Origin of the sequence: Stenotrophomonas sp. GZD-301 (genome assembly GCF_049310345.1) — a bacterium.
Taxonomy (GTDB): domain Bacteria; phylum Pseudomonadota; class Gammaproteobacteria; order Xanthomonadales; family Xanthomonadaceae; genus Stenotrophomonas.
In genome coordinates this window covers 1-22,854 of sequence record NZ_JBMOWY010000028.1, presented here as the reverse complement: position 1 = coordinate 22,854, position 22,854 = coordinate 1, and the positions used below count along the sequence as shown (strand labels likewise).

Below are 22,854 nucleotides of genomic sequence, written 5' to 3'. Positions count from 1 at the left end.
GTCAGGGAGACGATGCGGAAGTCCCATCGCTGTAGATGACGTTCGAAGCAACTAGCCTGATCTGCATGTCGCTGAGATCGGTGCTTAGCATCCATTGGTGCTCCGGCATGAACTGATTGAAGGTGAACCCGATACCTGGATTCGCAAGCGGACGGCCCGGAGAAAGGGGATCGTTCACGGTCAACTGCAGTCGGAACCTCACCTCTCCGAACAAGTCCATGAACTCGATCGCCCCCTTGAGTGCGCGGGTAGGCTTCGAGTCTTGGGAAAGCGTGTAGACACAGTCAAACCAAATGTGGTCCTCGTAGTCGCCGTGGTCATATCGCTTGTTCGATACGGAAACCGAAACCACCTGCTCTTCTGCCGCGCCCCGAGCGGGCAAGCCGCCCTGTAAAGCTGGCAAATCCCTGTCCCGAGTCTCGAGCAAGGCAAGTCGCCGCTCAAGGTCCGCAAGCCGTTCTTCCATGCTGCTCATATTGACTCCTATCCGACCCATCCTTCAAAAGCCGAAACCCGGTCCCGGCTTACCCGTTGCTCCAATGGCCCTCATCCCGGCGACCCAGCGGTTGCAGGCCTATATTAGGCACGCCGAGTTCGCCCAGCAAGGCGCAGATAAGGGGTCAATTCCTCGCCTGGTACGTTAGGATTCTCCCCATTGAATCGGAGTAAATTCGGGGTTCCATGAAAGGTTCTACCTTGAGCAAAAAACAACGCCGCTCGGCTCCTGATCCCGCGAAGCGAAGCGACGAATCCGCTACATCGAGCATCGCACCGCCTCTTTCGAAAAGTGGAAAGCAACCCTCCCCGGCTGGATTGACCAGTTCTGTCGCGACGGCCGTAGGCAGCCTGCTGGCGATCGCCACAATCTTGGGGTTCTTTCTCCATTTTGCTGGTGACGTTTCCCAATCAACCTACCTCGCCCAACTGGGCCTTCAGCCCACCTCCTTCCCCCAGCCAGTGGAAGAGAAGGTAATTCATGGGCTCTACGTGGTGGTTTCGGAAGGGCTTGATCTCTTCAGCGACGTCAAGTGGCTCAAGGTTCTGAGCTTCCTGACCCTTGCCACTGGCTTCTTCGTTGTCGCTGGAGCCCCGGTCAAGGCCGACGCGCGCTTGCTCGACTGGCTGAAGCGGCAGTCGTACTGGGTCCGGCAGCCCATCGTCGCCTCCGCGGGGATTGCTGGATTGGGGGCCGCCGCCATTTCTGTAGCAGCCCTCATCTCTATCGCATTAACTACACCCGGCATCGCCGGCGAGCGCTTTGGAAAAGCTAAGGCCGCCACAACCGTTGAAAGGCTGACGAGAGGCGAACTGGCAAGCGTCTCTGAGCTCTGGCGCGGCGAGAGTTTTCTGGCCAAAGGCGAAATCATCATCACCAGCAACGATCTCATTTCGATCTACGACATCGACCAGAGGCACCTGAGAACGCTGCGAGCCGATGGGATTGAAGTGCGGGTGCCGCTTGGCCCTCCAAAATCATTTGAGTGAGCGCCTTGCCGCAGCACAATCCGCTCCTGCCGGTTGCCATCAAGGAATAACCCCATCCTCCAGCGCTTTGATCGAAACGAAGTGAGCCGCAAGTCCAAAGGCTGCCCCACGAAAGCGCCCGCTGGTCCCGGCGATACCTGTTTCGTATCAAGCTCGAACTCCAAACATCGTGGATAGGAGGCTGTTCGCTCCCGCGTTCCCGCGTTCCCGCCGAGAGAGCCTCCACCCGAAATTCATTCCTACCGCAGCGGCCAAGATCGCAACGGCTCCGACGACCTGCATCGCGCCTAGCAGGTGCCCGTACGCCCAGGCATCGACCATTTGGCACTTCCAAGTTGGGCGGGACCGCTGTCCTGATCCTGACTGGTAGCCATCAGTTCACTTGGTTCGAGGCCAATGGTGTGGACGGCTGGGTTGGGCTGTTACTTCCTGGGGTTCGCATCGAAATCGATGAGACGATCGTGGTCAGCGCAGACTATTCGCGCGCTCTGCCTGGAAACCTAGTCAGAGATGGAACATCCCTCTACCCGAGGGAGAAAGCTCATGGGTTCGGCGGCCTCGATGCCATTGTCCTTGAGAGCGACCTACCCCCTACGGGGGAACCTCCTGCGGAATTCACAAGTTGGCAGGGCGCCTTGGGCAATCGAAGCGATAAGCGTGTTCTTTTTCGAATCGAACGCACGTGGGCCTGAGCCAGATCTTTTGTTCGAAGAGTTCGTTTGATCAGCCGGCAGTCGAGCACGGCCTGAAGGTCGACGGGAACGCGCTGGACGAAAGACCAGCGACCGGTCTCAGACCGACTCAAATGGTGAGGGATACGCATGCGATTGTCGCCTCTGCATGCTCTCCGCCTCACAACCAGGGCACATCAAAAATTCTTATTTAGAATCAGTGATTTATGTATGATTGGCGGAGAGAGTGGGATTCGAACCCACGGAAGGTTTGACCCTTCGCCGGTTTTCAAGACCGGTGCCTTAAACCGCTCGGCCATCTCTCCGATGGACCCCGATCACATCACCCGGGCCGTGACCCATTATCGCACGAGGCCGGCCATTGCCCAAGAGACCAGGCTCTGATCCAGGACTGAACGCCGGCGCCCGGACCACGCCCTGGTAGAAGGCGCTACCCGCCCCTGTTCCGCCCAGGTGGATCGCACTGCATTGCAACTCCTTGCATGTCACTCCTGCCCGTCGGCGCCCATATTTTTCCGTCAACTCTCGACGGTGCGCGGCCCTTATGGATGTCCTGAAGTACACCGCCCTCCGGCCCTTGATGCCGCTGGATGGCGTCCGCACGCTCGTAGGGACGCATGGCCTGATTCCCGACGAGGAAGGCTACCTGGCGGGGTTTCCGGACGGTGTGGGATGTCGCATGGACGTTGAGGAGCGCGTGGGCACTGTGAGCTTCCGGCGAGGATTCCCGTCGGACATTGCCATACAGGGTCTCTGCATGGGGATGACCCTCACCGCTGCACGGCGCGTGCGATCGACGCTGGACGTTGTTCCCGAGGCCATCCGGATCTTTGACCCCATCCTGGAGATTACGGAGTATCACGATGCCACTGACGAAGGTCATTGGCTGCATGTCTTCGTTGTGGACGACGTGATCCAGTGCATCGAGATCTGCAGCCCCAAGGCTGTCTACTCCCCCCTTCTGGCGGTGGCGCGGCTGATCGGCATCCGCCAGCGCAAACGCTGAGGCCCCGATAATCGGGGCCCCATTCATCACCGACGCCTGGTTCGACGCAAAGGCGGGTATCAGCCCGCGTCCACCGCCAGCGCACCCAGCGCACTCGCCTTGATCTTCTCCTTGGCACGTTCGCAGGCGCCGCCGCAATCCAGGCGCGAGGCTTCGAGCTGGGGCGGCAGGTGTTCGGCCAGGAAGTCGATGAACACGCGCACCGCCGGCAGCAGGCCGCGGCGGGAGGCGAACACGGCGTGGCAGATGCCCTGCGGTAGCGACCAGTCCGGCAGCACCACTTCCAGCTCGCCGTTGCGCACCGCTTCGGCGCACACGGTTTCCGGCAGCATGGTGATGCCGAAGCCGTCCTTGACCATGCTCTGCAGCAGCGGGAAATCGAAGCCGGCCACACGCGGCTGCAGGTCAACACGCCGTACCGCGCCTTCCGGGCCGTGCAGCTCCCAGCGCTGGCGGGCTTCGTCTTCGCTGATGCTCAGGGTGACGTGGTTGGCCAGCTCGTCGGGGTCTTTGGGGCGCCCGGCGCGGTCGAGGTACTTCGGGCTGGCGACCAGCAGTTCCTGCACCTGGCCGAAGCTGCGCATGACCAGGCTGCCGTCGTCATCCAGGCGCGAGCGCACGCGCAGGGCGACGTCGTAGCCTTCGTTGATGATATCCACGCGGCGGTTGCTGATGTTCAGCTGCAGCCGCACTTTCGGGTACTGCGCCAGGAACTTGGGCAGCAGCTTGGGCAGCTGCATCTGCGCCAGCGACACCGGCACGCTGGCGCGTACGACGCCTCGCGGCTCGGCGCTGAGGCGGTCCACCACCTCACGGGCGGCCTGGGCCTCGGCGAGCATGGTCTGGGCATGGCGATGGACGCTGGTGCCGACGTCGGTGACCGCAAACCGGCGCGTGGAGCGCTGCAGCAGGCGCACGCCCAGGTCGGTTTCCAGCTGGCTGATACGGCGGCTCAGGCGGGATTTGGGGATGCCCAGCGCGCGTTCGGCCGCGGCAAAGCCCCCGTGGTCCACCACCATTGCGAAGTAGTAGAGATCGTTGAGGTCGTGCATTCCGAAGTTCCAGATTTAGAACAATACGTGGCATTCAACCACCTTTATCCCAAACTAGCAACAACCTATCGTGTTCTCCGTCGGCGGCGTCTACCGCCTCTCCCCAGAACAAGGTACATGCCATGAAGCTTCTTCACATCGACGCCAGCGTCCTTGGCGACAACTCCGTCTCCCGCCAGCTGTCGGCCGCCGTGGTCCAGCAGTGGCGCGACCAGGTGCCGGATCTTGAGGTCAGCTACCGCGACCTCGACGCCCAGCCGGTTGCCCACCTGCGCAGCAGCTCGCTGGCCAAAACCGACGCGGCCGAAGCGGCCGATGCCGAACAGGTGCTGGAACAGTTCCTGGCCGCTGACGTGGTGGTCATCGGCTCCCCAATGTACAACTTCAGCGTGGCCTCCACCCTCAAGGCGTGGATCGACCGCCTGGCCGTGGCCGGCCGCACATTCACGTACACCGAGAACGGCCCGGTGGGCCTGGCCGGTGGCAAGCGGGTGATCGTGGCCAGCAGCCGCGGCGGCCTGCACACCGGTGCCCCGACCGATTTCCAGGACCCGTACCTGCGCCAGGTGTTCGCGTTCTTCGGCATCGACACCGTGGAGTTCGTGCGCGCCGAAGGCATCGCCTACTCGCCGCAGCACCGCACCGATGCCATCGCCGGTGCGCTGGCCGCGCTGCCGCAGCCGCAGGCGCTCGCCGCGGCCTGAGTCGTTCGTCCCATCCCGTCCCCTCCCCCTCGTCGTGACGGTGTGGTGCGCGGCAACCGGTTCTCTCTCCCCTGCCGGTTGCTGCGTCTGATGGCCCCTTTTGGGGCCATCTTTTTTTGGCGCGATGGGAGAGCAGCCGGGTAGAACCCGGCGCTACGGGCGATTACGGGTAGGCTTTGTGTTCCTCCGTAATGGATTCCAGTGCATGCGCTACATCGTTGTTGCGTCCCACCGCAGCGAGTTTCCCCAGCCGATCACCTTGAGCCGCGGCGACGCGCTGGTGGTTGGCGAACGCTATCAGGGTCCCGAAGGATGGGATGACTGGTATCTGTGCGAGGCAGCAGGCCAGCAACCGGGCTGGGTGCCGGCGCAGGTGATCGGGCGCGATGCGCAGCAGCGGGCGTTCGCGCGCGAGGATTACTGCGCGCGCGAGCTGGATGTGGATGTCGGCCAGGTGCTGGATGGGGACCGCATCATGAATGGCTGGGTGTGGAGCGAGGCGGCCGACGGTCGCGGCTCGGGATGGGTGCCGTTGCGGGTGTTGCGCGACGGCCCATAACGAAAAAACCCGCCGATTGGCGGGTTTTTCGTGGCTCAGCCGATGGTCTCGATGCCGCCCATGTAGGACTTGAGCGCGTCGGGGACGGTGATGCTGCCGTCGGCGTTCTGGTAGTTCTCCATCACTGCGATCATTGCGCGGCCGATGGCCACGCCCGACCCGTTGAGGGTGTGCAGCAGCTCGGGCTTGCCGGTCTCCGGATTGCGCCAGCGGGCCTGCATGCGGCGCGCCTGGAAGTCGCCGCAGTTGGAGCAGGACGAAATCTCGCGGTAGGTGTCCTGCGAAGGCAGCCACACTTCCAGGTCGTAGGTCTTCACCGCCGCGAAGCCCATGTCTCCGGTGCACAGCAGCACCTTGCGGTACGGCAGGCCGAGCGTCTCCAGCACCACTTCGGCGCAGCGGGTCATGCGCTGGTGCTCGTCTTCGCTCTGCTCGGGGCGGCACGCGGCGACCAGTTCGACCTTCTCGAACTGGTGCTGGCGGATCATGCCGCGCACGTCGCGGCCGCCGCTGCCGGCTTCGGCGCGGAAGCACATCGACTGGGCGGTCATGCGCAGCGGCAACTGGTCGGCATCGACGATTTCGTCGCGGACGATGTTGGTCAGCGGCACTTCCGAGGTCGGGATCAGGTAGCGGGTCGACTCGCCGACCGCGGTCTTGAACAGGTCGTCCTCGAACTTCGGCAGCTGGCCGGTGCCACGCAGCGAGTCGGCGTTGACCAGCAGCGGCACGTTGGTTTCTTCATAGCCGTGCGTGCCGGTGTGCAGGTCGATCATGAACTGGCCCAGGGCGCGGTGCAGGCGCGCCAGCGGCCCGCGCAGCACGGTGAAGCGCGCGCCGGACAGCTTGGCGGCGGTTTCCGCGTCCAGGCCCCGGTTGCGGGCGCCCAGCTCGACGTGGTCGAGCACCGGGAAGTCGAAGCTGCGCGGGGTGCCCCAGCGCTTCTGCTCGACGTTCTCCGATTCGTCCTTGCCGGCCGGCACATCGTCGGCGGGCAGGTTGGGCAGGCCCAGCGCGATCGCTTCGATCTTCTCGCGCAGCTCGTCCAGGGTCACTTCGGAGGCCTTCAGCTCATCGGCGAAGGCGGCCACTTCGGCCATGATCGCCGACACGTCCTCGCCCTTGGCCTTGGCTTGGCCGATGGCCTTGGAGCGGCTGTTGCGCAGGCTCTGCAGCTCCTGGGTGCGCACCTGGATGCGCTTGCGATCGGCTTCCAGCGACTCCAGCGCGGAGACATCCAGCTCGAAACCGCGCGAGGTGCGCAGGCGTTCGGCAAGGTCGGCGGGCTGTTGGCGGAGCAGGGCTGGATCGAGCATGGCGTGGGAAAGGTCTGCGGGTCTGGAAAGGGATTATCGCCTGTTATGCGGATTTCTGCCGCCCTGCAGGCCCATGACACGCGCCAGTCAGCGGGTCCGTGGCAGAATCGGGGGGTTCACAACGGTATGGCTCATGTCCGCTTCCCGCTCTTCGTCTGGCAAGAACATCACCTTCCACCTGCCCCGCCGCAGCCTGATGATCGCGGGCATCGCCTTTGGCGTCGGCCTGCTGTTGTTCCTGGTGGTGTGGCTGAGCAGTCGCAACGACGACTTCTACAAGGCCAGCCCCGCGCAGACCCCGCAGCAGGTGGCCGAGATCGAGCCGCTGCCCGAACCCCTGCCCGCGGCGGCCGGTTCCAGCGACATGCCCGACGCCAAGGCCCCACCCGCCGGTGAGGATGTGCCGCAACTGGTGGAAACCGCACCGCCCCCGCCGGCGCCCGCCGCCCCGGCAGCGCCGGCACCGGAAACGGCCCCGGTGGCGATGGCCGCCGGCGACCGCCCGATGCCGATCGCCGACCAGTCGCCGCCGCCGAGCTATCCGCCGGGCGCGCTGCGCCGGGGCGAGAGTGGCAGCGTGGTGGTGCGCGTGGACGTGGACGCGACCGGCGCACCCGTGGATGTGACCATCATCCAGCGCAGCGGTTCACGCGACCTTGACCGCGCGGCCACCGATGCCGTGCGCCGCTGGCGCTTCCAGCCCGCGCAGAGCAACGGCCAGCCGGTGCCGGGCAGCATTGAAGTGCCGTTCGACTTCAAGCCGGAGTAATGCGGCGCCGGTTGCGTAACGGGTCAGCAAGCTGAACCCCGTCGGCAATGCAGTCGTCGCGTTGACGTTGCGCTGACACACCCGGAACCGGGCCCGGGCAAGACTGCGGGTGTCGCAACGACACAAGGAGTCCGCTATGAGTGTTACCCATCCGGAAATGCATGCTTCGCCGCAGCAGCAGCGCGACGTCATCGATGAGCCCGGCCGCCGGCGTACGTCGCCGTGGCTGTGGATTGCCTTGATCGTGGCGATGTTTGCCGCCGCGCTGGTCTGGTTGCGCTATGCCGCGCCGGGCGAACCCACCGCGCCGCCGGTCGGTGAGCGCATGTTGCCCGCCACCGAAACCCCGGTCGCTGCGACCGCGCCGGCCCCGCGCCAGGCGGCCCCGGCCAACGCCACGCAGCAGCGCAAGGCCGCCCCGGCGGTACGCAACCGCGATGCGCGCCCGCTGGCCAGCAACGCCAAGCCGGTCTACCCGCGTACTGCCCTGCGCAGCGGCGTGGAAGGCAGCGTGGTGGCCAGCCTCAACGTGGATACCCGTGGCCAGGTGACCGACGCCAACATCGTGCAGCGCAGCGGCACCCGCGACCGCGATCTGGACCGAGCGGTGCTGGGCACCGTCCGCGACTGGAAGTTCGAGCCGGCGATGCACAACGGCCGTGCCGTGGCCAGCGTGGTGCGTGTGCCGGTGGATTTCCGCACCGAGCGCTGATGCACGCGGAAGTGCGTAACGAAAAGGGAGGCCGCTGGCCTCCCTTTTTCGTGGGGCGAATCAGCCCTGGCGCAGCCCGAAACCCGCGCCGGTGGCCAGGCCGTCGAAGTCCGGGAAGGACGTGGCCACGTTGGCGATGTCGTTGACGCGCACCTCGCCACTGCTGAGCTGGCCGGCGATGGCGAAGGCCATCGCGATGCGGTGGTCGCCGTGGCTTTCGATGGTGCCGCTGCCCAGCGTGGCACCGCCGTGGATGGTGGCACCGTCGTCGGTTTCATCCACCTGCACGCCCAGCGTGCGCAGGCCGGTGGCCATCGCGGCGAGGCGGTCGGACTCCTTCACCCGCAGTTCGGCGGCACCGTGCACGACGGTGTTGCCCTGCGCGGCAGCGGCGGCGACGAACAGCGCCGGGAACTCGTCGATCATGTCCGGCACCAGCGCTTCGGGAATCTCCGCGCCGTGCAGCGGGGCGTGGCGCACGACCAGATCGGCCACCGCTTCCCCACCGTGTTCGGCATGGTTCTCCTCGACGATATCCGCGCCCATCAGGCGCAGCGCGGCCAGCAGGCCGGTGCGGCGCGGGTTCAGGCCAACGGCGCGCAGGCGCAGTTCGGAGCCGGGAATGATGCTGGCGGCGACCAGGAAGAAGGCGGCCGAGGAGAAGTCGGCGGGCACGGCGATGTCGGTCGCGCGCAGACGCTGGCCGCCGCGCAGGCGAGCCTGGCCTGGCGAGAAGGCGATGTCCACGCCGAACGCGCGCAGCATGCGCTCGGTGTAATCGCGCGTCGGGTGCGGTTCGCTGACCGAGGTTTCGCCCTGCGCATACAGGCCGGCCAGCAGCACGGCGGATTTGACCTGGGCGCTGGCCACCGGCGAGGCGAAGTCGATGCCGTGCAGCGTGTGGCCGCCCTGCACGCGCAGAGGTGGCGTGCCGTCGGCCTCGGTGGCGATCTGCGCGCCCATCTGCGCCAGCGGGCCGGTGACGCGGCGCATCGGGCGGCGCGACAGCGATGCATCGCCGACCATCACCGAGTCGAAGCGCTGCGCGGCGAGCACGCCAGCGATCAGGCGCATGCCGGTGCCGGCATTGCCGCAGTCAAGCGGCGCGGTGGGCGCCTGCAGGCCATCCACGCCGACGCCGTGCACGATGCGCTGCGACGGCGACGGGGTCTCGATGCGCACGCCCATCTGCGCGAAGATCGCGGCGGTGGCGCGGGTGTCCTCGCCTTCCAGGAAACCGTCGATGTGCGAGACGCCATCGGCCAGCGCGGCGAACATCACCGCGCGGTGGGACACGGACTTGTCGCCGGGAATGGTCAGGCTGCCCTGCAGGGGCTGGCCCTTGCGGGCGATCCAGTACGGAGAAGCGGTCATCGTCGATCCTGTATGGCGGCCGCGCGCACGGGCGCGCGGCGTGGTTCGGGGGAGCAGCCGCGGCGTCACGGAACGCCGGGGCGGTGCGTCGCGCACGGTGCGCGGCGACGCGGGTCGATCAGGGCACGGCCACCGGATACGAGCCCAGCACCTTGATCTGTGCCGAGTGCGCTTCCAGCTCGGCCAGCGCCGCCTGCATTGCCGGGTCGTCGATGTGGCCGGCCAGGTCGATGAAGAAGCCGTACTCCCACTTGGCGTTGTGCGACGGGCGCGATTCGATGCGGTTCATGCTGATGCCGTGCCGCGCGAACGGGCTGAGCACGTCGAACAGGGCGCCGGGCTTGTCGTGGATGAACACCAGCACCGAGGTGCGGTCGTGGCCGGAGGTGGGGAAGATGGTGCGGCCCACCACCAGGAAGCGCGTGGTGTTGTCGGCGTCGTTCTGGATCGGCTTGGTGACGACCTTCTTCAGGCCGTACACGTGCCCGGCACTCTCGCCACCGATGGCGGCGGCATCGTCTGCGTTGCGGGCGCGGCGGGCGCCTTCGGCATTGCTCGACACCGGAATCTTCTCGGCCTTGGGCAGGTTGGCGCGCAGCCACGAGGAGGTCTGCATGAACGACTGCGGATGGCCGTACACACGCTCGACGTCATCCAGCCGGCCGCTGCGCGACATCAGGTACTGCTGCACGCGCAGTTCCACTTCGCCGCAGATCTTCAGGTTCGAGGTGAGGAACATGTCCAGGGTGATCTGGATGGTGCCCTGCCCCGAGTTCTCGACCGGCACCACGCCGAAATCGGCGTTGCCCGCTTCCACTTCCTGGAACACTTCCTCGATGCTGGCCAGCGGCAGGCCCAGCGCCGAGCGGCCGAAATGCTTGAGCACGGCCTGCTGACTGAAGGTGCCTTCCGGACCGAGGTAGCCGATTTTCAGCGGCTCCTGCTGGGCCAGGCAGGCCGACATGATCTCGCGGAACACATGCACCAGCACTTCGTCGCTGAGCGGGCCTTCGTTGCGGTCCACCACCATGCGCAGTACCTGCGCCTCGCGCTCGGGGCGGTAGTAATCGACCGCGGCGGCAAGCTTGCCCTTGGCCTTGCCGACCTGGTGGGCGAACTGCGCGCGTTCGGCGATCAACGCCTGGATGCTGCGGTCGATATGGTCGATCTTGGCGCGCACGTCCGAGAGCACCGGCGCGGGCAGCGCGGCCTCGGTCCTGGCGCTGGGCGCGGGCTTGGCCGGCGTCTTGGACGGCTTGGTCGACTTGGTCGACTTGGTCGACGCAGGCTTGGCGGCGGCCTTGGCAGTGGGCTTGGCGGGTTGTTTGGCCATCAGGAATTCCAGGTGCAGTGGGGCGGCAGGCGCCCCGGTTGAAACGAAGGACTCAGCCGTGGCGCTGCTGGAAATCGCCCATGAACGCGGTCAGCGCGCGGGCGCCATCGACCGGCATGGCGTTGTACAGCGAGGCGCGGATACCGCCGACCGCCTTGTGGCCCTTCAGCGCCAGCAGGCCGGCGGCCTTGGCCTCACTGACGAAACGCGCGTCGAGCGTGTCGTCGGGCAGGAAGAACGGGATGTTCATGCGCGAGCGTGCCGCCGGCACCACGTCGTTGCGGTAGAACCCGCCGGACGCATCAATGGCCCCGTACACCAGCGCTGCCTTGGCGGCGTTGCGGCGGGCGAATTCCTCCACGCCGCCTTCGGCCAGCATCCACTGGAACACCAGCCCGGCCAGGTACCAGTTCCAGGTCGGCGGGGTGTTGAGCATCGAATCGCGCGCCACGTGCGAGCGGTAATCGAAGATGTCGGCGCGCGGCTGGCCGCTGCGTTCAAGCAGGTCGCGGCGCACGATCACCACCGACACCCCGACCGGGCCGAGGTTCTTCTGCGCGCCGGCGTAGATCAGGCCGTAGCGGCTCACATCGAGCGGCTCGCTGGCGATGGACGAGCTGAAATCGGCGAACAACGGCACATCGCCGACGTCCGGCGTATCGCGGAACTCGACGCCGTGGATGGTTTCGTTGGCGGTGATGTGGACGTAGGCGGCGTCATCGGACAACCGCCAGCTGTCGCGCGCCGGAATGTCGTGGAAGCCGTTGGCTTCGCTGCTGGCGGCGACGTTGACGTTGACGTACGGGGCCACCTGCTTGATCGCGGTCTTGCCCCAGTGCCCGGTGACCACGTAGTCCACGGTCTGCCCGGGGCGGGCGAAATTGAGCGCGAGCAGGGCCTGCTGGGTGGTGGCGCCACCGGCCAGGAACAGCACGGCGTAGTCGTCGGGAATGCCGATCAGGCGGCGAAGATCGGCGTCGGCCTGGGCGGCCACGGCCATGAACTCCGGCCCGCGGTGGCTCATCTCGACGATGGAGGCGCCGGCGCCGTTCCATTCCAACATTTCCGCCTGCGCCTGGCGCAGGACCGATTCCGGCAGGGTTGCGGGGCCGGCACTGAAATTGAACGCGCGCGTCATGTCACACCTATGGGGCAAGACCCCTAGTATGCCGCAGCGCACCAGGCTTTAGGCCTTGCCGCACAAGGCAAATTTGGTTGCAAACGAATCTATCGGTCAGCGCGCGCCGAACCAGAGCAGCCCGCTGATCGCACCGGCCAGCAGCACCGCACTGGCCAGCAGCCACGGCCAGCGCTGCACGCGCGGCCGGCTGGTGGCGACATCGGCATCGGCCGGGGCGTCGAGCGGTTCGTCGTCCTCCGCCTCCACCGCGCGGCGGCGGCCGTCGTGCGGCACTTCCAGCACGAAACGGTGCTGGGCATCGAACACCAGCTGGTCGCCCGGCTGCAGCCAGCAGTGCCGCACGGTGATGCCGTTGACCCGGGTGGATTCGCCGGCGCCGAGGTCGCGCAGAAGCAGGCGCTCGCCGTGGCGTTCCAGGCGGGCGTGCTGCTCGGCGAAGGCCGGGTCGTCGATGACGATGTCGGCCTCGACACTGCTGCCGATCACGCGCGGCCGGTCGAGGGTGAAACTGCGGCCGTGGTGCTGGCCGCCCACGCCACGCAGCAGGCGCGGGTCGTCGCCGCCCTCGTCGCTGCGCGCCGGTGCCTGGGCCAGCGCTTCGCACTCGCCCTGCACCACCATCTCCACGCCATCGGCATACACCGCGTCGCCGGGACGCAGCAGCGCCATGCGCCGGACCGGGCGACCGTTGACGTGGATGCCACGAATACCGGTGGCGACCTGCAGCCACAGGCCACGGTCGTCCAGACAGAACTGGGCCAGCAGCAGCGTACCGGGGCTGTCGTCGGCCAGCCGCACGGTGCCCGAGGCGTGGCGCACGATGCGATGCACCCCGGGCCGCAGGGGCTGGTCGGGATGTTGGCGATGGGTGAAGTGGACTCGCAGGTTCTGCACGCGGCGAAAGCCTAGCAGGTTGACTGTCAGGGAAGAAGAAGTGTGACGCAGACCTTGGAGTTGTCGGTCAGGATGCGCACAATGCACCCCCTTTCCCCGCCACGGTCCGCCAGGAGCCCCTATGTCCAGCATCGATATCCGCCACGCACATTCCCTTCCCGTCGACGGCGCACGCCAGGCGATCGAGGATGTGGCGGCCAAGCTCTCCGAGCGCTTCGGGCTGCAGTCCAACTGGCTGGGCGATGTGCTGAACTTCTCCGGCTCCGGCGTGGATGGCGCGATCGCGCTGTTGCCCGGCCAGGTGCACGTCACCGCCAAGCTGGGGTTCCTGCTCTCGGCGATGAAGGGCATGGTGGAAAGCGAGATCCAGCGCGTGCTCAAGGAAAAGCTCGGCTGAACCGCCTGCGCGCCATCACCCCGCCGCAACGGTCGGGGTGATTACGATCCCAAGGAGTCCACCCAACGGGATCGCAGCATGAATGCACACGACGAATTCGACGAACGCAGCCCGGGCGAGAAGCCCTCGCTGCAGGATCAGGCCGAACGCTTCTCGCGGCGGCTGACCGATTCGGCCCAGCAGGTATGGTTGGCCGGGCTTGGCGCGTTCGGGCGTGCACAGGCCGAAGGCAGCCGCGTGTTCGACACGCTGGTGAAGGAAGGCGAGACCATCGAGGCCCGCAACCGCGAGCAGGCCGGCGACACGCCGCGCTGGCGCGACAGCGTGGAAGAACACCTGGGCGACGCCCGCGAGAAGGCGACCGGCACGTGGGACAAGGTTGAAAAGGCCTTCGACGACCGCGTGCAGGGCGTGCTCAAGCGCCTCAACATCCCCACCGCCGACGACGTGGCCGCGCTCAATGCCCGCATCGATGCCCTCACCGCGCGCGTGAACCGGGCCGAAAACCGCAACGCCTCCCCCAATGCGGACCCGTCCCCGGGCAGCCATCAGTCGCCAGGATCGCCGCCCTGACCGGCCGCCGCATCGATTGTTGCAAAGCAGCAGAACTTTGTTGACAATCCAGATCGACCCGCCAATCGCTTCTTCGCCGTTTGTTCCCTCCCCTCACGGCTACGGATTGGCGGGTTTTTTGTGCCTTACATCACACCGCACAGCCGGGTGGGCACATATAAACTGTTGATCGTTCTTCCCTGTTCAGATCAAGCATCTAATGTTCTCCTGGATTCTGGCCCTGCTGCTGGCCCTCATTGTGTGGTTCCTGGCGACGGCCTACCTGTGGCTGGTCAAGCGGCGGCGAAAGGAGACCCAGCTCGGGCTGAACGCGCTGGCGGGCATGCATTGGCGGGATTTTTCCGAGATCGTGCGCCGGGCCATGCGCGAGCAGCGCGGCCTGAAGGATGTGCCGGGCGAGGCTGACGACAGCCGTGAGCCGCGCAGCGACTTCATGATGGACGACGGCCAGCACCGCTGGCTGGTGTCGTGCAAGCACGGCCGCGCCTACCGCATCGGGACCGCTGCGGTGAATGAGCTGGGCGCCGCCGCGCGCCTGGCCGGTGCCCGTGGCGGCATCCTGATCACCGAGGGCCGGGTCGAACGCGATGGCCGCCTGGCCGCCGACAAACAGGGCGTGGAAGTGCTTGACGGCCACCTGCTGTGGCCGCTGCTCAAGCCCTACCTGCCCGGCGACATGGAAGCGCGGGTGCAGGCCGGCGCACGCCGCGAGGCGATCCGCCGGATTTCGATCGCCGCGCTGGGCTCGCTGACGCTGGGCCTGCTGGTGGGCATGGGCTACCTGACCTCGCGCCTGGAGAACAGTGCCGCCGTTGCCGCGCCGGTCGTGGCCCAAACCCCGGCCGCGCCCCCTGCCGCCACGCCTGCACCGGTGCCGGCATCTGCGCCGGCCACATCTGCACCGGCGACGCCTGCGCCGGCCGCCCCGCCGGTGCCGTCAATGGAAGCCAACCCCGACACCGCCACCCTGGACCGCTACCAGCAGGAGCTGTCGCGCGCGCTCGCCGGGCAACCCGGCGTGGCCAGCGGCATCTGGCTGACGCGCCAGACCCTGGCGATCAACCGCACCGGCGAGATCGACCAGGTGTGGCCGCTGATCTGCGCCGAAGTGACCCGCTACCCGGCCCTGCGCACCGTGCGCATCCAGCTCAATCCGCGCCCGGGTGTGGACGAGCCGGTGCGCTGGCGCCAGTGCGCCACGCTCTGAAGAACCACGGGCTGATCGAAGGCCGCGACGCGCGCGGCCTCAGCGCGCGCCCGGTGAGAAGCGCGCCACCAGGTCCCAGGCATCGCCCAGGAACATCTGACGCACGCAGGTGATCGGCTGCTCGCCGCGCCAGGTCAGGCGGTCGATCACCAGGCACGCCGTACCAGGCTTGACCTCGAGCAGCGCGGCAGCGGCGTCGTCGGCGCCCCATGCACTGATGCGGTGCTGCGCGCGCGTCCAGGACACGTTCTGCAGCAGCCAGCTGCCCGGCGCGGTGGTGGTGAAATCCACCTCCAGCACCTCGGGCACGCCAACCGGACTGATCAGGCGGTGCTCCAGCGCGAACGGCCGGCCATCGGCACGGTGCAGGCAGCGGATCGCCAGCAGCTTCTCGCCGCCGGCCAGCGCCACCTCTTCGTCGGCCTCGGCGCGCGGGGCGCGATAGGCGCGCTCGAGCAGCTGATAGCCGTACACGTGGCCGCGCGCGCCGACCGCCATTGCGATATCGGGGATCTCCAGCGCCACCTGTTCCAGGTGCGGCGGTTGCCGCGCCACGAAGGAGCCGGCGCGGCGGCGGCGTTCGATCATGCCGCTCTCGGCCAGCGCGGTCAGCACCTTGTTCACGGTCATCCGCGAGCAGCCGTACTGCTCCATGAGCTCGTGCTCATAGGGAATGCGGAACCCGGGCGGCCACGTCCCACTGAGGATGCGGCTCTCCAGATCGGCGCGGATGCGCTGGTTGAGGGTGGGTGCTTTCTTGCCCGTCACGCGGGATTCCTGGGAGGGCACGGCCGGCGGTCAGCCGGCCTGCAGAACAGTACGAAGGGCGTTGGCGAAGCGGGCGGCCACAGCGTCGCGCTGCAGATGGCGGCCCTCGCGGACCAGCTGGCGCCCCTGGCGCCACACCGAACGCACCGCACCATTACGTGCGGCGAACACCCAGCTGTCAAGCAACGCATCACCCTCGCGTGCGATCAGCGCCGGGTGCGCGGGGTCCAGCTCGACCACATCGGCCGGTGCGCCCACCTGCAACCCCGTGGCCACGCCCAGCGCCTGTCCGGCGCCACGCAGCGACTGCTCGAACAACCAGCGACCGCTGGACTGGCCGTCGCCCGGGGCCAGCACGTTGCGCCCGCGCAGCTGCAGGCGCTGGCCATATTCGAGCAGACGCAGCTCTTCGGCCGCATCGATCAGCACGTTGGAATCCGAGCCCACGCCGAAACGGCCGCCGGCGCGCGCGAAGTCCTGCATCGGGAACAGACCATCGCCCAGGTTGGCCTCGGTGATCGGGCACAGCCCAACGACCGCCTGGCTGGCCACCATCCGCTGCACTTCGTCGGCATCCACATGGGTGGCGTGCACCAGGCACCAGCGCGCGTCCACCGGAGCATGCTCGTACAGCCAGCGCACCGGACGGAGGCCGCTCCAGGCCACGCACGCATCGACCTCGCGGGTCTGTTCGGCAATGTGGATGTGCACCGGGCCGGTGGTGAGCGGCAGCAGCGCGGCCAGCTCGTCACCGGTGACCGCGCGCAGGCTGTGCGGGGCGATGCCGAGCACGGCGTCGTCGTTGCCGCGCAGCGCGTGCGCGCAGCCCTGCAGCAGCGCGGCGAAGCCGTCCACATCGTGGATCAACCGGCGCTGGGCCGGGTTCGGCGCGGCGCCGCCGAAGTCGGCATGTGCGTAGAACACCGGCAACAGGGTCAGGCCGATGCCGCTGCCCTGCGCCGCCGCCGCGATGCGCGCGGCCATCTCGGCACGGTCCGCGTACGGGGTGCCATCGGCGGCATGGTGCAGGTAGTGGAACTCGCCCACGCGGGTGAAGCCGGATTCGAGCATCTCCACATAGGCCTGTTCGGCGATGGCCTGCACCGCATCCGGCTGCAGGTGGGCCAGGAAGCGGTACATCAGCTCGCGCCAGCTCCAGAAGCTGTCGCCGCTGTTGCCGCCGATCTCGGTCAGGCCGGCCATGCCGCGCTGGAAGGCGTGGCTGTGCAGGTTGCCCAGCCCCGGCACGGCGATGGCCAGCGCGGTATCGCCAGGCTGCGCCGGCACCCCGGCGGTCACCTCGACCAGCGTGCCGCCCTGGCAGGCGATGCGCACATCACGCGCCCAGCCGCTGGGCAGCAGTGCGTGGGCGGCGTGGAAAACGAGCAGCGGAGCGGGGTTGGCTGGCATCACTGGACATCCCGGAAGAGGCGCCTATATTGTATAGACATATACACCGCTGTGGTTGCTGCCATGCACTGTGACACCCTCTGGTACCACGCCCACCTGATCACCGTCGACGGCCCCGGCCTGGCGGTGATCGAGAACGGCGTGATCGCCGCCACCGACGGTCGCATCGTGCACGTTGGCCCGGCCGGCTCGGAGGCGCACCTGCAGCCGGCCCGGCGCATCGACTGTGATGGCCGCTGGATCAGCCCGGGGCTGATCGACTGCCACACCCACCTGGTCTACGCCGGCAACCGCGCCGGCGAGTTCGAGCAGCGCCTGCAGGGCGTGAGCTACGCCGACATCGCGCGCGCCGGCGGCGGCATCGTCTCCACCGTGCGCGCCACCCGCGCCGCCAGCGAGGACGCGCTGATCGCCGCGAGTCTGCCGCGGCTGGACGCGATGCTGGCCGAAGGCATCACCACGCTGGAGATCAAATCCGGCTACGGCCTCACCCTGGCCGACGAAAGCAAGCAGCTGCGCGTGGCCCGCACCCTGGGCCAGCTGCGCGCGGTGGAGATCGTGCCGACCTTCCTCGGCGCCCACGCCATTCCGCCGGGAAGCACCGCGCAGGCCTACATCGACGAGGTGTGCGAAACGATGATTCCCGCGGTCGCCGCCGAGGGCCTGGCCGAGGCGGTGGATGTGTTCTGCGAGAACATCGCCTTCAGCGCCGCACAGGCCGAGCAGGTGTTCCTGGCGGCCAAGCACCACGGGCTGGCGATCAAGATCCACGCCGAGCAGCTCAGCAACCAGCACGGCGCCGCATTGGCTGCCCGCCACGGCGCGCTGTCGGCCGACCACATCGAACACCTCGACGCCGACGGCATCGCCGCGATGGCCGCCGCCGGCACCGTGGCGGTACTGCTGCCGGGTGCGTTCTATTTCACCCGCGACACCACCCTGCCCCCGATCGCCGCCCTGCGTGCGGCCGGCGTGCCGCTGGCGCTGGCCACCGATTCCAACCCCGGCACTTCACCGCTCACCAGCCCGCTGCTGGCGATGAACATGGCCGCCACGCTGTTCCGCATGACCGTGGAGGAGTGCATCGTCGGCTTCACCCGTGATGCCGCGCGCGCCCTGGGCCGCGCCGACCGCATCGGCCGCCTCGCGGTCGGTCTGGACTGCAATCTCGCCCTGTGGGACATCGAGGCACCCGCCGACCTGGTGTACCGCATGGGCTTCAACCCGCTGCACGCGCGCGTGATGCGCGGCGTATCCGTCTGACTTCCGAGCTGTCTGGAGATTTCATGAGCACTACCCTGACCCTGCACCCCGGCGCTGTGACGCTGGCGCAATGGCGCGCGATCCACGACGGGGCGCGGGTGCGCCTGGACCCGGCCTCGGCCGAGGCGGTGCTGCGCAGCGCGCAGACCGTGGCGGCGATCGTGGCCAAGGGCGAGCCGGTGTACGGCATCAATACCGGCTTCGGCAAGCTGGCCAGCGTGCGCATCGAGCGCGACGACCTGGAAACCCTCCAGCGCAACATCGTGCTCTCGCACGCGGCCGGCGTTGGCGAGCCGATGCCCGCGCCCGTGGTACGGCTGATGATGGCGCTGAAACTGACCAGCCTGGCGCAGGGCGCATCGGGCATCCGCCCGCAGACCCTGGCGCTGCTCGAAGCGTTCCTGCAGCACGACATCGTGCCGGTGATTCCGTGCCAGGGCTCGGTCGGTGCGTCCGGCGACCTGGCCCCGCTGTCGCACCTGGCCAGCGTGATGATCGGCGTCGGCGAAGCCTTCGTCGCCGGCGAGCGCCTGCCCGCGGCCGACGCGCTCGCCCGCCTTGGCCTGGCGCCGCTGGTGCTGGGCGCCAAGGAAGGCCTGGCCCTGCTCAACGGCACCCAGTACTCCACCGCCTATGCGCTGGCCGGCCTGTTCGCGATCACCACCGTGTTCCAGGCAGCCCTGGTCACCGGGGCCCTGTCGGTGGAAGCGGCCAAGGGCTCGGATACCCCGTTCGATCCGCGCATCCACACCCTGCGCGGGCAGCGCGGGCAGATCACCACGGCCGCCGCGCTGCGCACGCTGATGCAGGGCTCGGCGATCCGCGAATCGCACCGCGACAACGATGTACGCGTGCAGGACCCGTACTGCCTGCGCTGCCAGCCGCAGGTGATGGGCGCGGCCTTTGATGTGATGCGCCAGGCCGCCACCACGTTGGCGATTGAAGCCAACGGCGTGTCCGACAACCCGCTGGTGTTCACCGACACCGGCGAGGCGCTGTCCGGCGGCAATTTCCACGCCGAGCCGGTGGCCTTCGCCGCCGACATGCTGGCGATGGCGGTGTGCGAGATCGGCTCGATCAGCGAGCGCCGCACCGCGATGCTGGTGGATCCGGCATTGTCCGGCCTGCCCGCCTTCCTGACCCCCAAGCCCGGCCTCAACTCCGGCTTCATGATTCCGCAGGTCACCGCCGCCGCGCTGGTCTCGGAAAACAAGCAGCGCGCCTACCCGGCCAGCGTCGATTCGATTCCGACCTCGGCCAATCAGGAAGACCACGTGTCGATGGCCGCGCATGGCGCCCGCCGCCTGCTGGCAATGGCCGAGAACGCGGCCAACGTGGTCGGCATCGAGCTGCTGGCCGCCGCGCAGGGCTGCGACTTCCACGCCCCGCTGCGCTCCAGCACCGCGCTGGAAGGCGTGCGCGCGCGCCTGCGTGCGCAGGTGCCGACCCTGCAGGACGACCGCTACTTCCACCCGGACATGGTGGCCGCCACCGCGCTGGTGCGCAGCGGCGCACTGGCCGAGGGCCTGGCCGGCGTGCTGCCGCAGGTGGAGCCGCTGGCATGAACATCCGGCCCGAGTGGCTGCAGGTGCATGAAGGCGATGCCCCGCTGATCGTCAGCTTTCCGCACACCGGCAGCGACCTGCCCGAGGAGCTGGCCGGTCACTTCGTGTCGCCGTGGCTGGCCCGCCGCGATGCCGACTGGTGGGTGCACGACCTGTACGAGTTCGCCCGTGGCATGGGCGCCACCACCGTGCGCTCGGCGATCTCGCGTTCGGTGATCGACCTCAACCGCGATCCCAGCGGCGTATCGCTGTACCCGGGGCAGAACACCACCGGGCTGTGCCCGCTGACCACCTTCGACAACCAGCCGCTGTACCGGCCCGGCATGGCACCGGACGAGGCGGAGATCGCGCGCCGCCGCGGCACGTATTTCGCGCCGTACCACGACGCGCTGGCCGCGCAGATCGCGCGGCTGCGCCAGCGCCACGGCACCGTGGTGGTGTACGACGCGCACTCGATCCGCTCACGCATCCCGCACCTGTTCGACGGCGAACTGCCGCAGTTCAACCTCGGCACCGCCGGCCCGTCCGGTGCACCGGATACCTCCTGCGACAACGCGCTCAGCGACGTCGTGGAGAACCTGTGCCGGATCAGCGGCATGCCGCAGGTGCGCAACGGCCGCTTCAAGGGCGGCTGGATCACCCGCCACTACAGCGACATCCCCGGCGGCGTGCACAGCCTGCAGATGGAACTGGCCTGCCGTGGCTACATGCACGAGCCGGCCGCGGACCAGCTGGACGACCACAGCTGGCCCACCCCGCTCGACCCCGACCACGCCGCACCGCTGCGCCGCACCCTGGCGCAGGTGCTCACTGCCTGCCTTGACTTCGCGACCAACCGGAGCGCCGCATGACCCGCAACGACCCGTCCCGCACCATCACCGCGCCGACCGGCACCACCCTCACCGCGAAAAGCTGGCTGACCGAAGCGCCGCTGCGCATGCTCATGAACAACCTCCATCCGGACGTGGCCGAGCGCCCGCAGGAACTGGTGGTGTACGGCGGCATCGGCCGGGCCGCGCGCGACTGGGAGAGTTTCGACGCCATCGTCGATACGCTCACGCGCCTGGAAGACGACCAGACTCTGCTGGTGCAGTCCGGCAAGCCGGTGGGCGTGTTCCGCACCCACGTCGATGCGCCGCGCGTGCTGATCGCCAACTCCAACCTGGTGCCGCGCTGGGCCAACTGGGACCACTTCAACGAGCTCGACAAGAAGGGCCTGGCGATGTACGGCCAGATGACGGCCGGCAGCTGGATCTACATCGGCGCGCAGGGCATCGTGCAGGGCACCTACGAAACCTTCGTGGAAATGGGCCGCCAGCACTACAACGGCAGCCTGGCCGGCAAGTGGCTGTTCACCGGCGGACTGGGCGGCATGGGCGGCGCGCAGCCGCTCGCCGCGGTGATGGCCGGCGCCTCGTGCCTGGCGGTGGAATGCCGCAGGAGCAGCATCGAGATGCGCCTGCGCACCGGCTACCTGGACACCTGGACCGACAACCTGGACGAGGCGCTGCGCCTGATCGAGGAATCGTGCACCGCGAAAAAGCCGCTGTCGGTCGGCCTGCTCGGCAACGTCGCCGACGTGCTGGACGAACTGCTGGTGCGCGGCGTCAAGCCGGACCTGCTCACGGACCAGACCTCCGCGCACGACCCGGTCAACGGCTACCTGCCGCAGGACTGGACCGTGGAGGAATGGGACGACAAGCGCGTGAGCGCCCCCAAGGCCGTGGAAAAGGCGGCACGCGCGTCGATGGCCAACCACATCCGCGCCATGCTCGCCTTCCATGCGCTGGGCGTGCCGACCGTGGACTACGGCAACAACCTGCGCCAGATGGCGCTGGAAGAAGGCGTTGAGGATGCGTTCGACTTCCCCGGTTTCGTACCCGCCTACATCCGCCCGCTGTTCTGCCGCGGCATCGGCCCGTTCCGCTGGGCCGCGCTGAGCGGCGACCCGGAAGACATCGCCAAGACCGACGCCAAGGTCAAGGAGCTGATTCCGGACAATCCGCACCTGCACCGCTGGCTGGACATGGCCGCCGAGAAGATCAAGTTCCAGGGCCTGCCGGCGCGCATCTGCTGGGTTGGCCTGGGTGATCGCGACCGGTTGGGCCTGGCCTTCAACGAGATGGTGGCCAACGGCGAGCTCAAGGCGCCGGTAGTGATCGGCCGCGATCATCTGGACAGCGGCAGCGTCGCCTCGCCCAACCGCGAAACCGAAGCGATGCGCGACGGCTCAGATGCGGTGTCCGACTGGCCGCTGCTCAACGCCCTGCTCAACACGGCCAGCGGTGCCACCTGGGTGTCGCTGCACCACGGCGGCGGCGTCGGCATGGGCTTCTCGCAGCACGCCGGCATGGTGATCGTCTGCGACGGCACCGAGGCGGCCGCCAAGCGCATTGCACGCGTGCTGTGGAACGACCCGGCGACGGGCGTGATGCGCCATGCCGATGCGGGGTATGAGATCGCGATGGACTGCGCGAAAGAGAAGGGGCTGGATCTGCCTGGGATTCGCTGAGGGCGGCTGGGGAGAGCGTGCGGACCAGCGGTCCGCACCTACCGGGCGGAATCGGGCGTGGGGGACAAAAGCCCCCCCCCCCCCGGCAAAACCTGCCTTTGCGGACCGCAATCCATCCCCAC

Annotated in this window: 22 protein-coding genes, 1 tRNA gene and 1 pseudogene; 13 read left to right on the top strand and 11 right to left on the bottom strand. The window is 67.9% G+C overall.

What is annotated here, in order from left to right:
* Position 1: 1 nt before the first annotated feature.
* Positions 2 to 475: a hypothetical protein gene (locus tag ACO6VK_RS07305; protein WP_422506240.1), complete on the bottom strand. Its 474-nt coding sequence runs from the start codon at positions 473 to 475 to the stop codon at positions 2 to 4.
* A gap of 206 nt (positions 476 to 681) precedes the next feature.
* Here ACO6VK_RS07305 and ACO6VK_RS07300 point away from each other — a divergent pair, with 206 nt between their 5' ends.
* Entirely contained in the window at positions 682 to 1,485 is an 804-nt protein-coding gene (locus tag ACO6VK_RS07300) for a hypothetical protein (protein WP_422506239.1), read from the top strand.
* Positions 1,486 to 2,155: 670 nt separating this feature from the next.
* On the opposite strand, the pseudogene ACO6VK_RS07295 reads toward ACO6VK_RS07300, so the two are convergent.
* Positions 2,156 to 2,308, bottom strand: a pseudogene (locus tag ACO6VK_RS07295) (DUF6538 domain-containing protein); the annotation flags it as partial.
* 84 nt (positions 2,309 to 2,392) lie between these two features.
* Positions 2,393 to 2,482 (bottom strand) — tRNA-Ser (locus tag ACO6VK_RS07290).
* A 239-nt stretch (positions 2,483 to 2,721) separates the two neighbouring features.
* Here ACO6VK_RS07290 and ACO6VK_RS07285 point away from each other — a divergent pair.
* On the top strand, positions 2,722 to 3,183 hold the full coding sequence (locus ACO6VK_RS07285; RefSeq protein ID WP_422506238.1) for a DUF7256 domain-containing protein: 462 nt from the start codon (positions 2,722 to 2,724) through the stop codon (positions 3,181 to 3,183).
* Positions 3,184 to 3,242: 59 nt separating this feature from the next.
* Here ACO6VK_RS07285 and ACO6VK_RS07280 read toward each other — a convergent pair whose 3' ends face one another.
* Positions 3,243 to 4,235, bottom strand: coding sequence for a LysR family transcriptional regulator (locus ACO6VK_RS07280; protein ID WP_017357441.1), 993 nt, complete (start codon positions 4,233 to 4,235; stop codon positions 3,243 to 3,245).
* A 122-nt stretch (positions 4,236 to 4,357) separates the two neighbouring features.
* Here ACO6VK_RS07280 and ACO6VK_RS07275 point away from each other — a divergent pair, with 122 nt between their 5' ends.
* Positions 4,358 to 4,939: an NAD(P)H-dependent oxidoreductase gene (locus tag ACO6VK_RS07275; protein WP_422506237.1), complete on the top strand. Its 582-nt coding sequence runs from the start codon at positions 4,358 to 4,360 to the stop codon at positions 4,937 to 4,939.
* Positions 4,940 to 5,144: 205 nt separating this feature from the next.
* Positions 5,145 to 5,498: an SH3 domain-containing protein gene (locus ACO6VK_RS07270; protein WP_422506236.1), complete on the top strand. Its 354-nt coding sequence runs from the start codon at positions 5,145 to 5,147 to the stop codon at positions 5,496 to 5,498.
* Positions 5,499 to 5,533: 35 nt separating this feature from the next.
* Here the strand turns inward: ACO6VK_RS07270 and serS are convergent, their stop codons facing one another.
* Entirely contained in the window at positions 5,534 to 6,814 is a 1,281-nt protein-coding gene (gene serS / locus ACO6VK_RS07265) for a serine--tRNA ligase (protein ID WP_422506235.1), read from the bottom strand.
* 133 nt (positions 6,815 to 6,947) lie between these two features.
* On the opposite strand from serS, the gene ACO6VK_RS07260 reads away from it, so the two are divergent.
* Positions 6,948 to 7,583 (top strand): TonB family protein, encoded by a 636-nt coding sequence (locus ACO6VK_RS07260; RefSeq protein WP_422506234.1) that lies wholly within the window; start codon positions 6,948 to 6,950, stop codon positions 7,581 to 7,583.
* 136 nt (positions 7,584 to 7,719) lie between these two features.
* The gene (locus ACO6VK_RS07255; protein ID WP_422506233.1) at positions 7,720 to 8,295 is read left to right on the top strand and encodes an energy transducer TonB; all 576 of its coding nucleotides are present in this window, start codon (positions 7,720 to 7,722) and stop codon (positions 8,293 to 8,295) included.
* A 60-nt stretch (positions 8,296 to 8,355) separates the two neighbouring features.
* On the opposite strand, the gene aroA is transcribed toward ACO6VK_RS07255, so the two are convergent.
* The 4 genes from aroA to ACO6VK_RS07235 all read right to left on the bottom strand — a co-directional run bounded on the left by aroA (position 8,356) and on the right by ACO6VK_RS07235 (position 13,037).
* Positions 8,356 to 9,669, bottom strand: a complete 1,314-nt coding sequence (gene aroA / locus ACO6VK_RS07250; protein ID WP_422506232.1) for a 3-phosphoshikimate 1-carboxyvinyltransferase — start codon at positions 9,667 to 9,669, stop codon at positions 8,356 to 8,358.
* 118 nt (positions 9,670 to 9,787) lie between these two features.
* Complete coding sequence (gene pheA, locus ACO6VK_RS07245; RefSeq protein ID WP_422506231.1) at positions 9,788 to 11,002, bottom strand: prephenate dehydratase; 1,215 nt, start codon at positions 11,000 to 11,002, stop codon at positions 9,788 to 9,790.
* A gap of 52 nt (positions 11,003 to 11,054) precedes the next feature.
* Positions 11,055 to 12,140, bottom strand: a complete 1,086-nt coding sequence (gene serC / locus ACO6VK_RS07240) for a 3-phosphoserine/phosphohydroxythreonine transaminase (RefSeq protein ID WP_422506230.1) — start codon at positions 12,138 to 12,140, stop codon at positions 11,055 to 11,057.
* 96 nt (positions 12,141 to 12,236) lie between these two features.
* Positions 12,237 to 13,037 carry an FHA domain-containing protein gene (locus ACO6VK_RS07235; RefSeq protein WP_422506229.1) on the bottom strand — a complete coding sequence of 267 codons (801 nt, stop codon included), beginning with the start codon at positions 13,035 to 13,037 and terminating at the stop codon, positions 12,237 to 12,239.
* A gap of 121 nt (positions 13,038 to 13,158) precedes the next feature.
* Between ACO6VK_RS07235 and ACO6VK_RS07230 the strand changes: the two genes are divergently transcribed.
* From ACO6VK_RS07230 to ACO6VK_RS07220, 3 genes are all read left to right on the top strand, one after another.
* Positions 13,159 to 13,434, top strand: a complete 276-nt coding sequence (locus tag ACO6VK_RS07230) for a polyhydroxyalkanoic acid system family protein (protein ID WP_422506228.1) — start codon at positions 13,159 to 13,161, stop codon at positions 13,432 to 13,434.
* Positions 13,435 to 13,512: 78 nt separating this feature from the next.
* On the top strand, positions 13,513 to 14,007 hold the full coding sequence (locus tag ACO6VK_RS07225; protein WP_422506227.1) for a phasin family protein: 495 nt from the start codon (positions 13,513 to 13,515) through the stop codon (positions 14,005 to 14,007).
* A 199-nt stretch (positions 14,008 to 14,206) separates the two neighbouring features.
* Positions 14,207 to 15,214 (top strand): restriction endonuclease, encoded by a 1,008-nt coding sequence (locus ACO6VK_RS07220; RefSeq protein WP_422506226.1) that lies wholly within the window; start codon positions 14,207 to 14,209, stop codon positions 15,212 to 15,214.
* Between the two features lie 39 nt (positions 15,215 to 15,253).
* Here the strand turns inward: ACO6VK_RS07220 and hutC are convergent, their stop codons facing one another.
* Entirely contained in the window at positions 15,254 to 15,982 is a 729-nt protein-coding gene (gene hutC, locus ACO6VK_RS07215) for a histidine utilization repressor (RefSeq protein ID WP_422506225.1), read from the bottom strand.
* 30 nt (positions 15,983 to 16,012) lie between these two features.
* Positions 16,013 to 17,392 carry a formimidoylglutamate deiminase gene (locus ACO6VK_RS07210; protein ID WP_422506224.1) on the bottom strand — a complete coding sequence of 460 codons (1,380 nt, stop codon included), beginning with the start codon at positions 17,390 to 17,392 and terminating at the stop codon, positions 16,013 to 16,015.
* A gap of 63 nt (positions 17,393 to 17,455) precedes the next feature.
* Here ACO6VK_RS07210 and hutI point away from each other — a divergent pair, with 63 nt between their 5' ends.
* From hutI to hutU, 4 genes are read left to right on the top strand one after another with little or no spacing between them, the layout of a single operon-like run.
* Positions 17,456 to 18,655, top strand: a complete 1,200-nt coding sequence (hutI, locus tag ACO6VK_RS07205) for an imidazolonepropionase (protein WP_422506223.1) — start codon at positions 17,456 to 17,458, stop codon at positions 18,653 to 18,655.
* 23 nt (positions 18,656 to 18,678) lie between these two features.
* Positions 18,679 to 20,220: a histidine ammonia-lyase gene (gene hutH / locus ACO6VK_RS07200; RefSeq protein WP_422506222.1), complete on the top strand. Its 1,542-nt coding sequence runs from the start codon at positions 18,679 to 18,681 to the stop codon at positions 20,218 to 20,220.
* The gene (hutG, locus tag ACO6VK_RS07195) at positions 20,217 to 21,071 is read left to right on the top strand and encodes an N-formylglutamate deformylase (RefSeq protein ID WP_422506221.1); all 855 of its coding nucleotides are present in this window, start codon (positions 20,217 to 20,219) and stop codon (positions 21,069 to 21,071) included. The genes hutH and hutG overlap by 4 nt, the downstream gene beginning before the upstream one ends.
* Entirely contained in the window at positions 21,068 to 22,732 is a 1,665-nt protein-coding gene (gene hutU / locus ACO6VK_RS07190; RefSeq protein ID WP_422506220.1) for a urocanate hydratase, read from the top strand. The genes hutG and hutU overlap by 4 nt, the downstream gene beginning before the upstream one ends.
* Positions 22,733 to 22,854 lie beyond the last annotated feature (122 nt).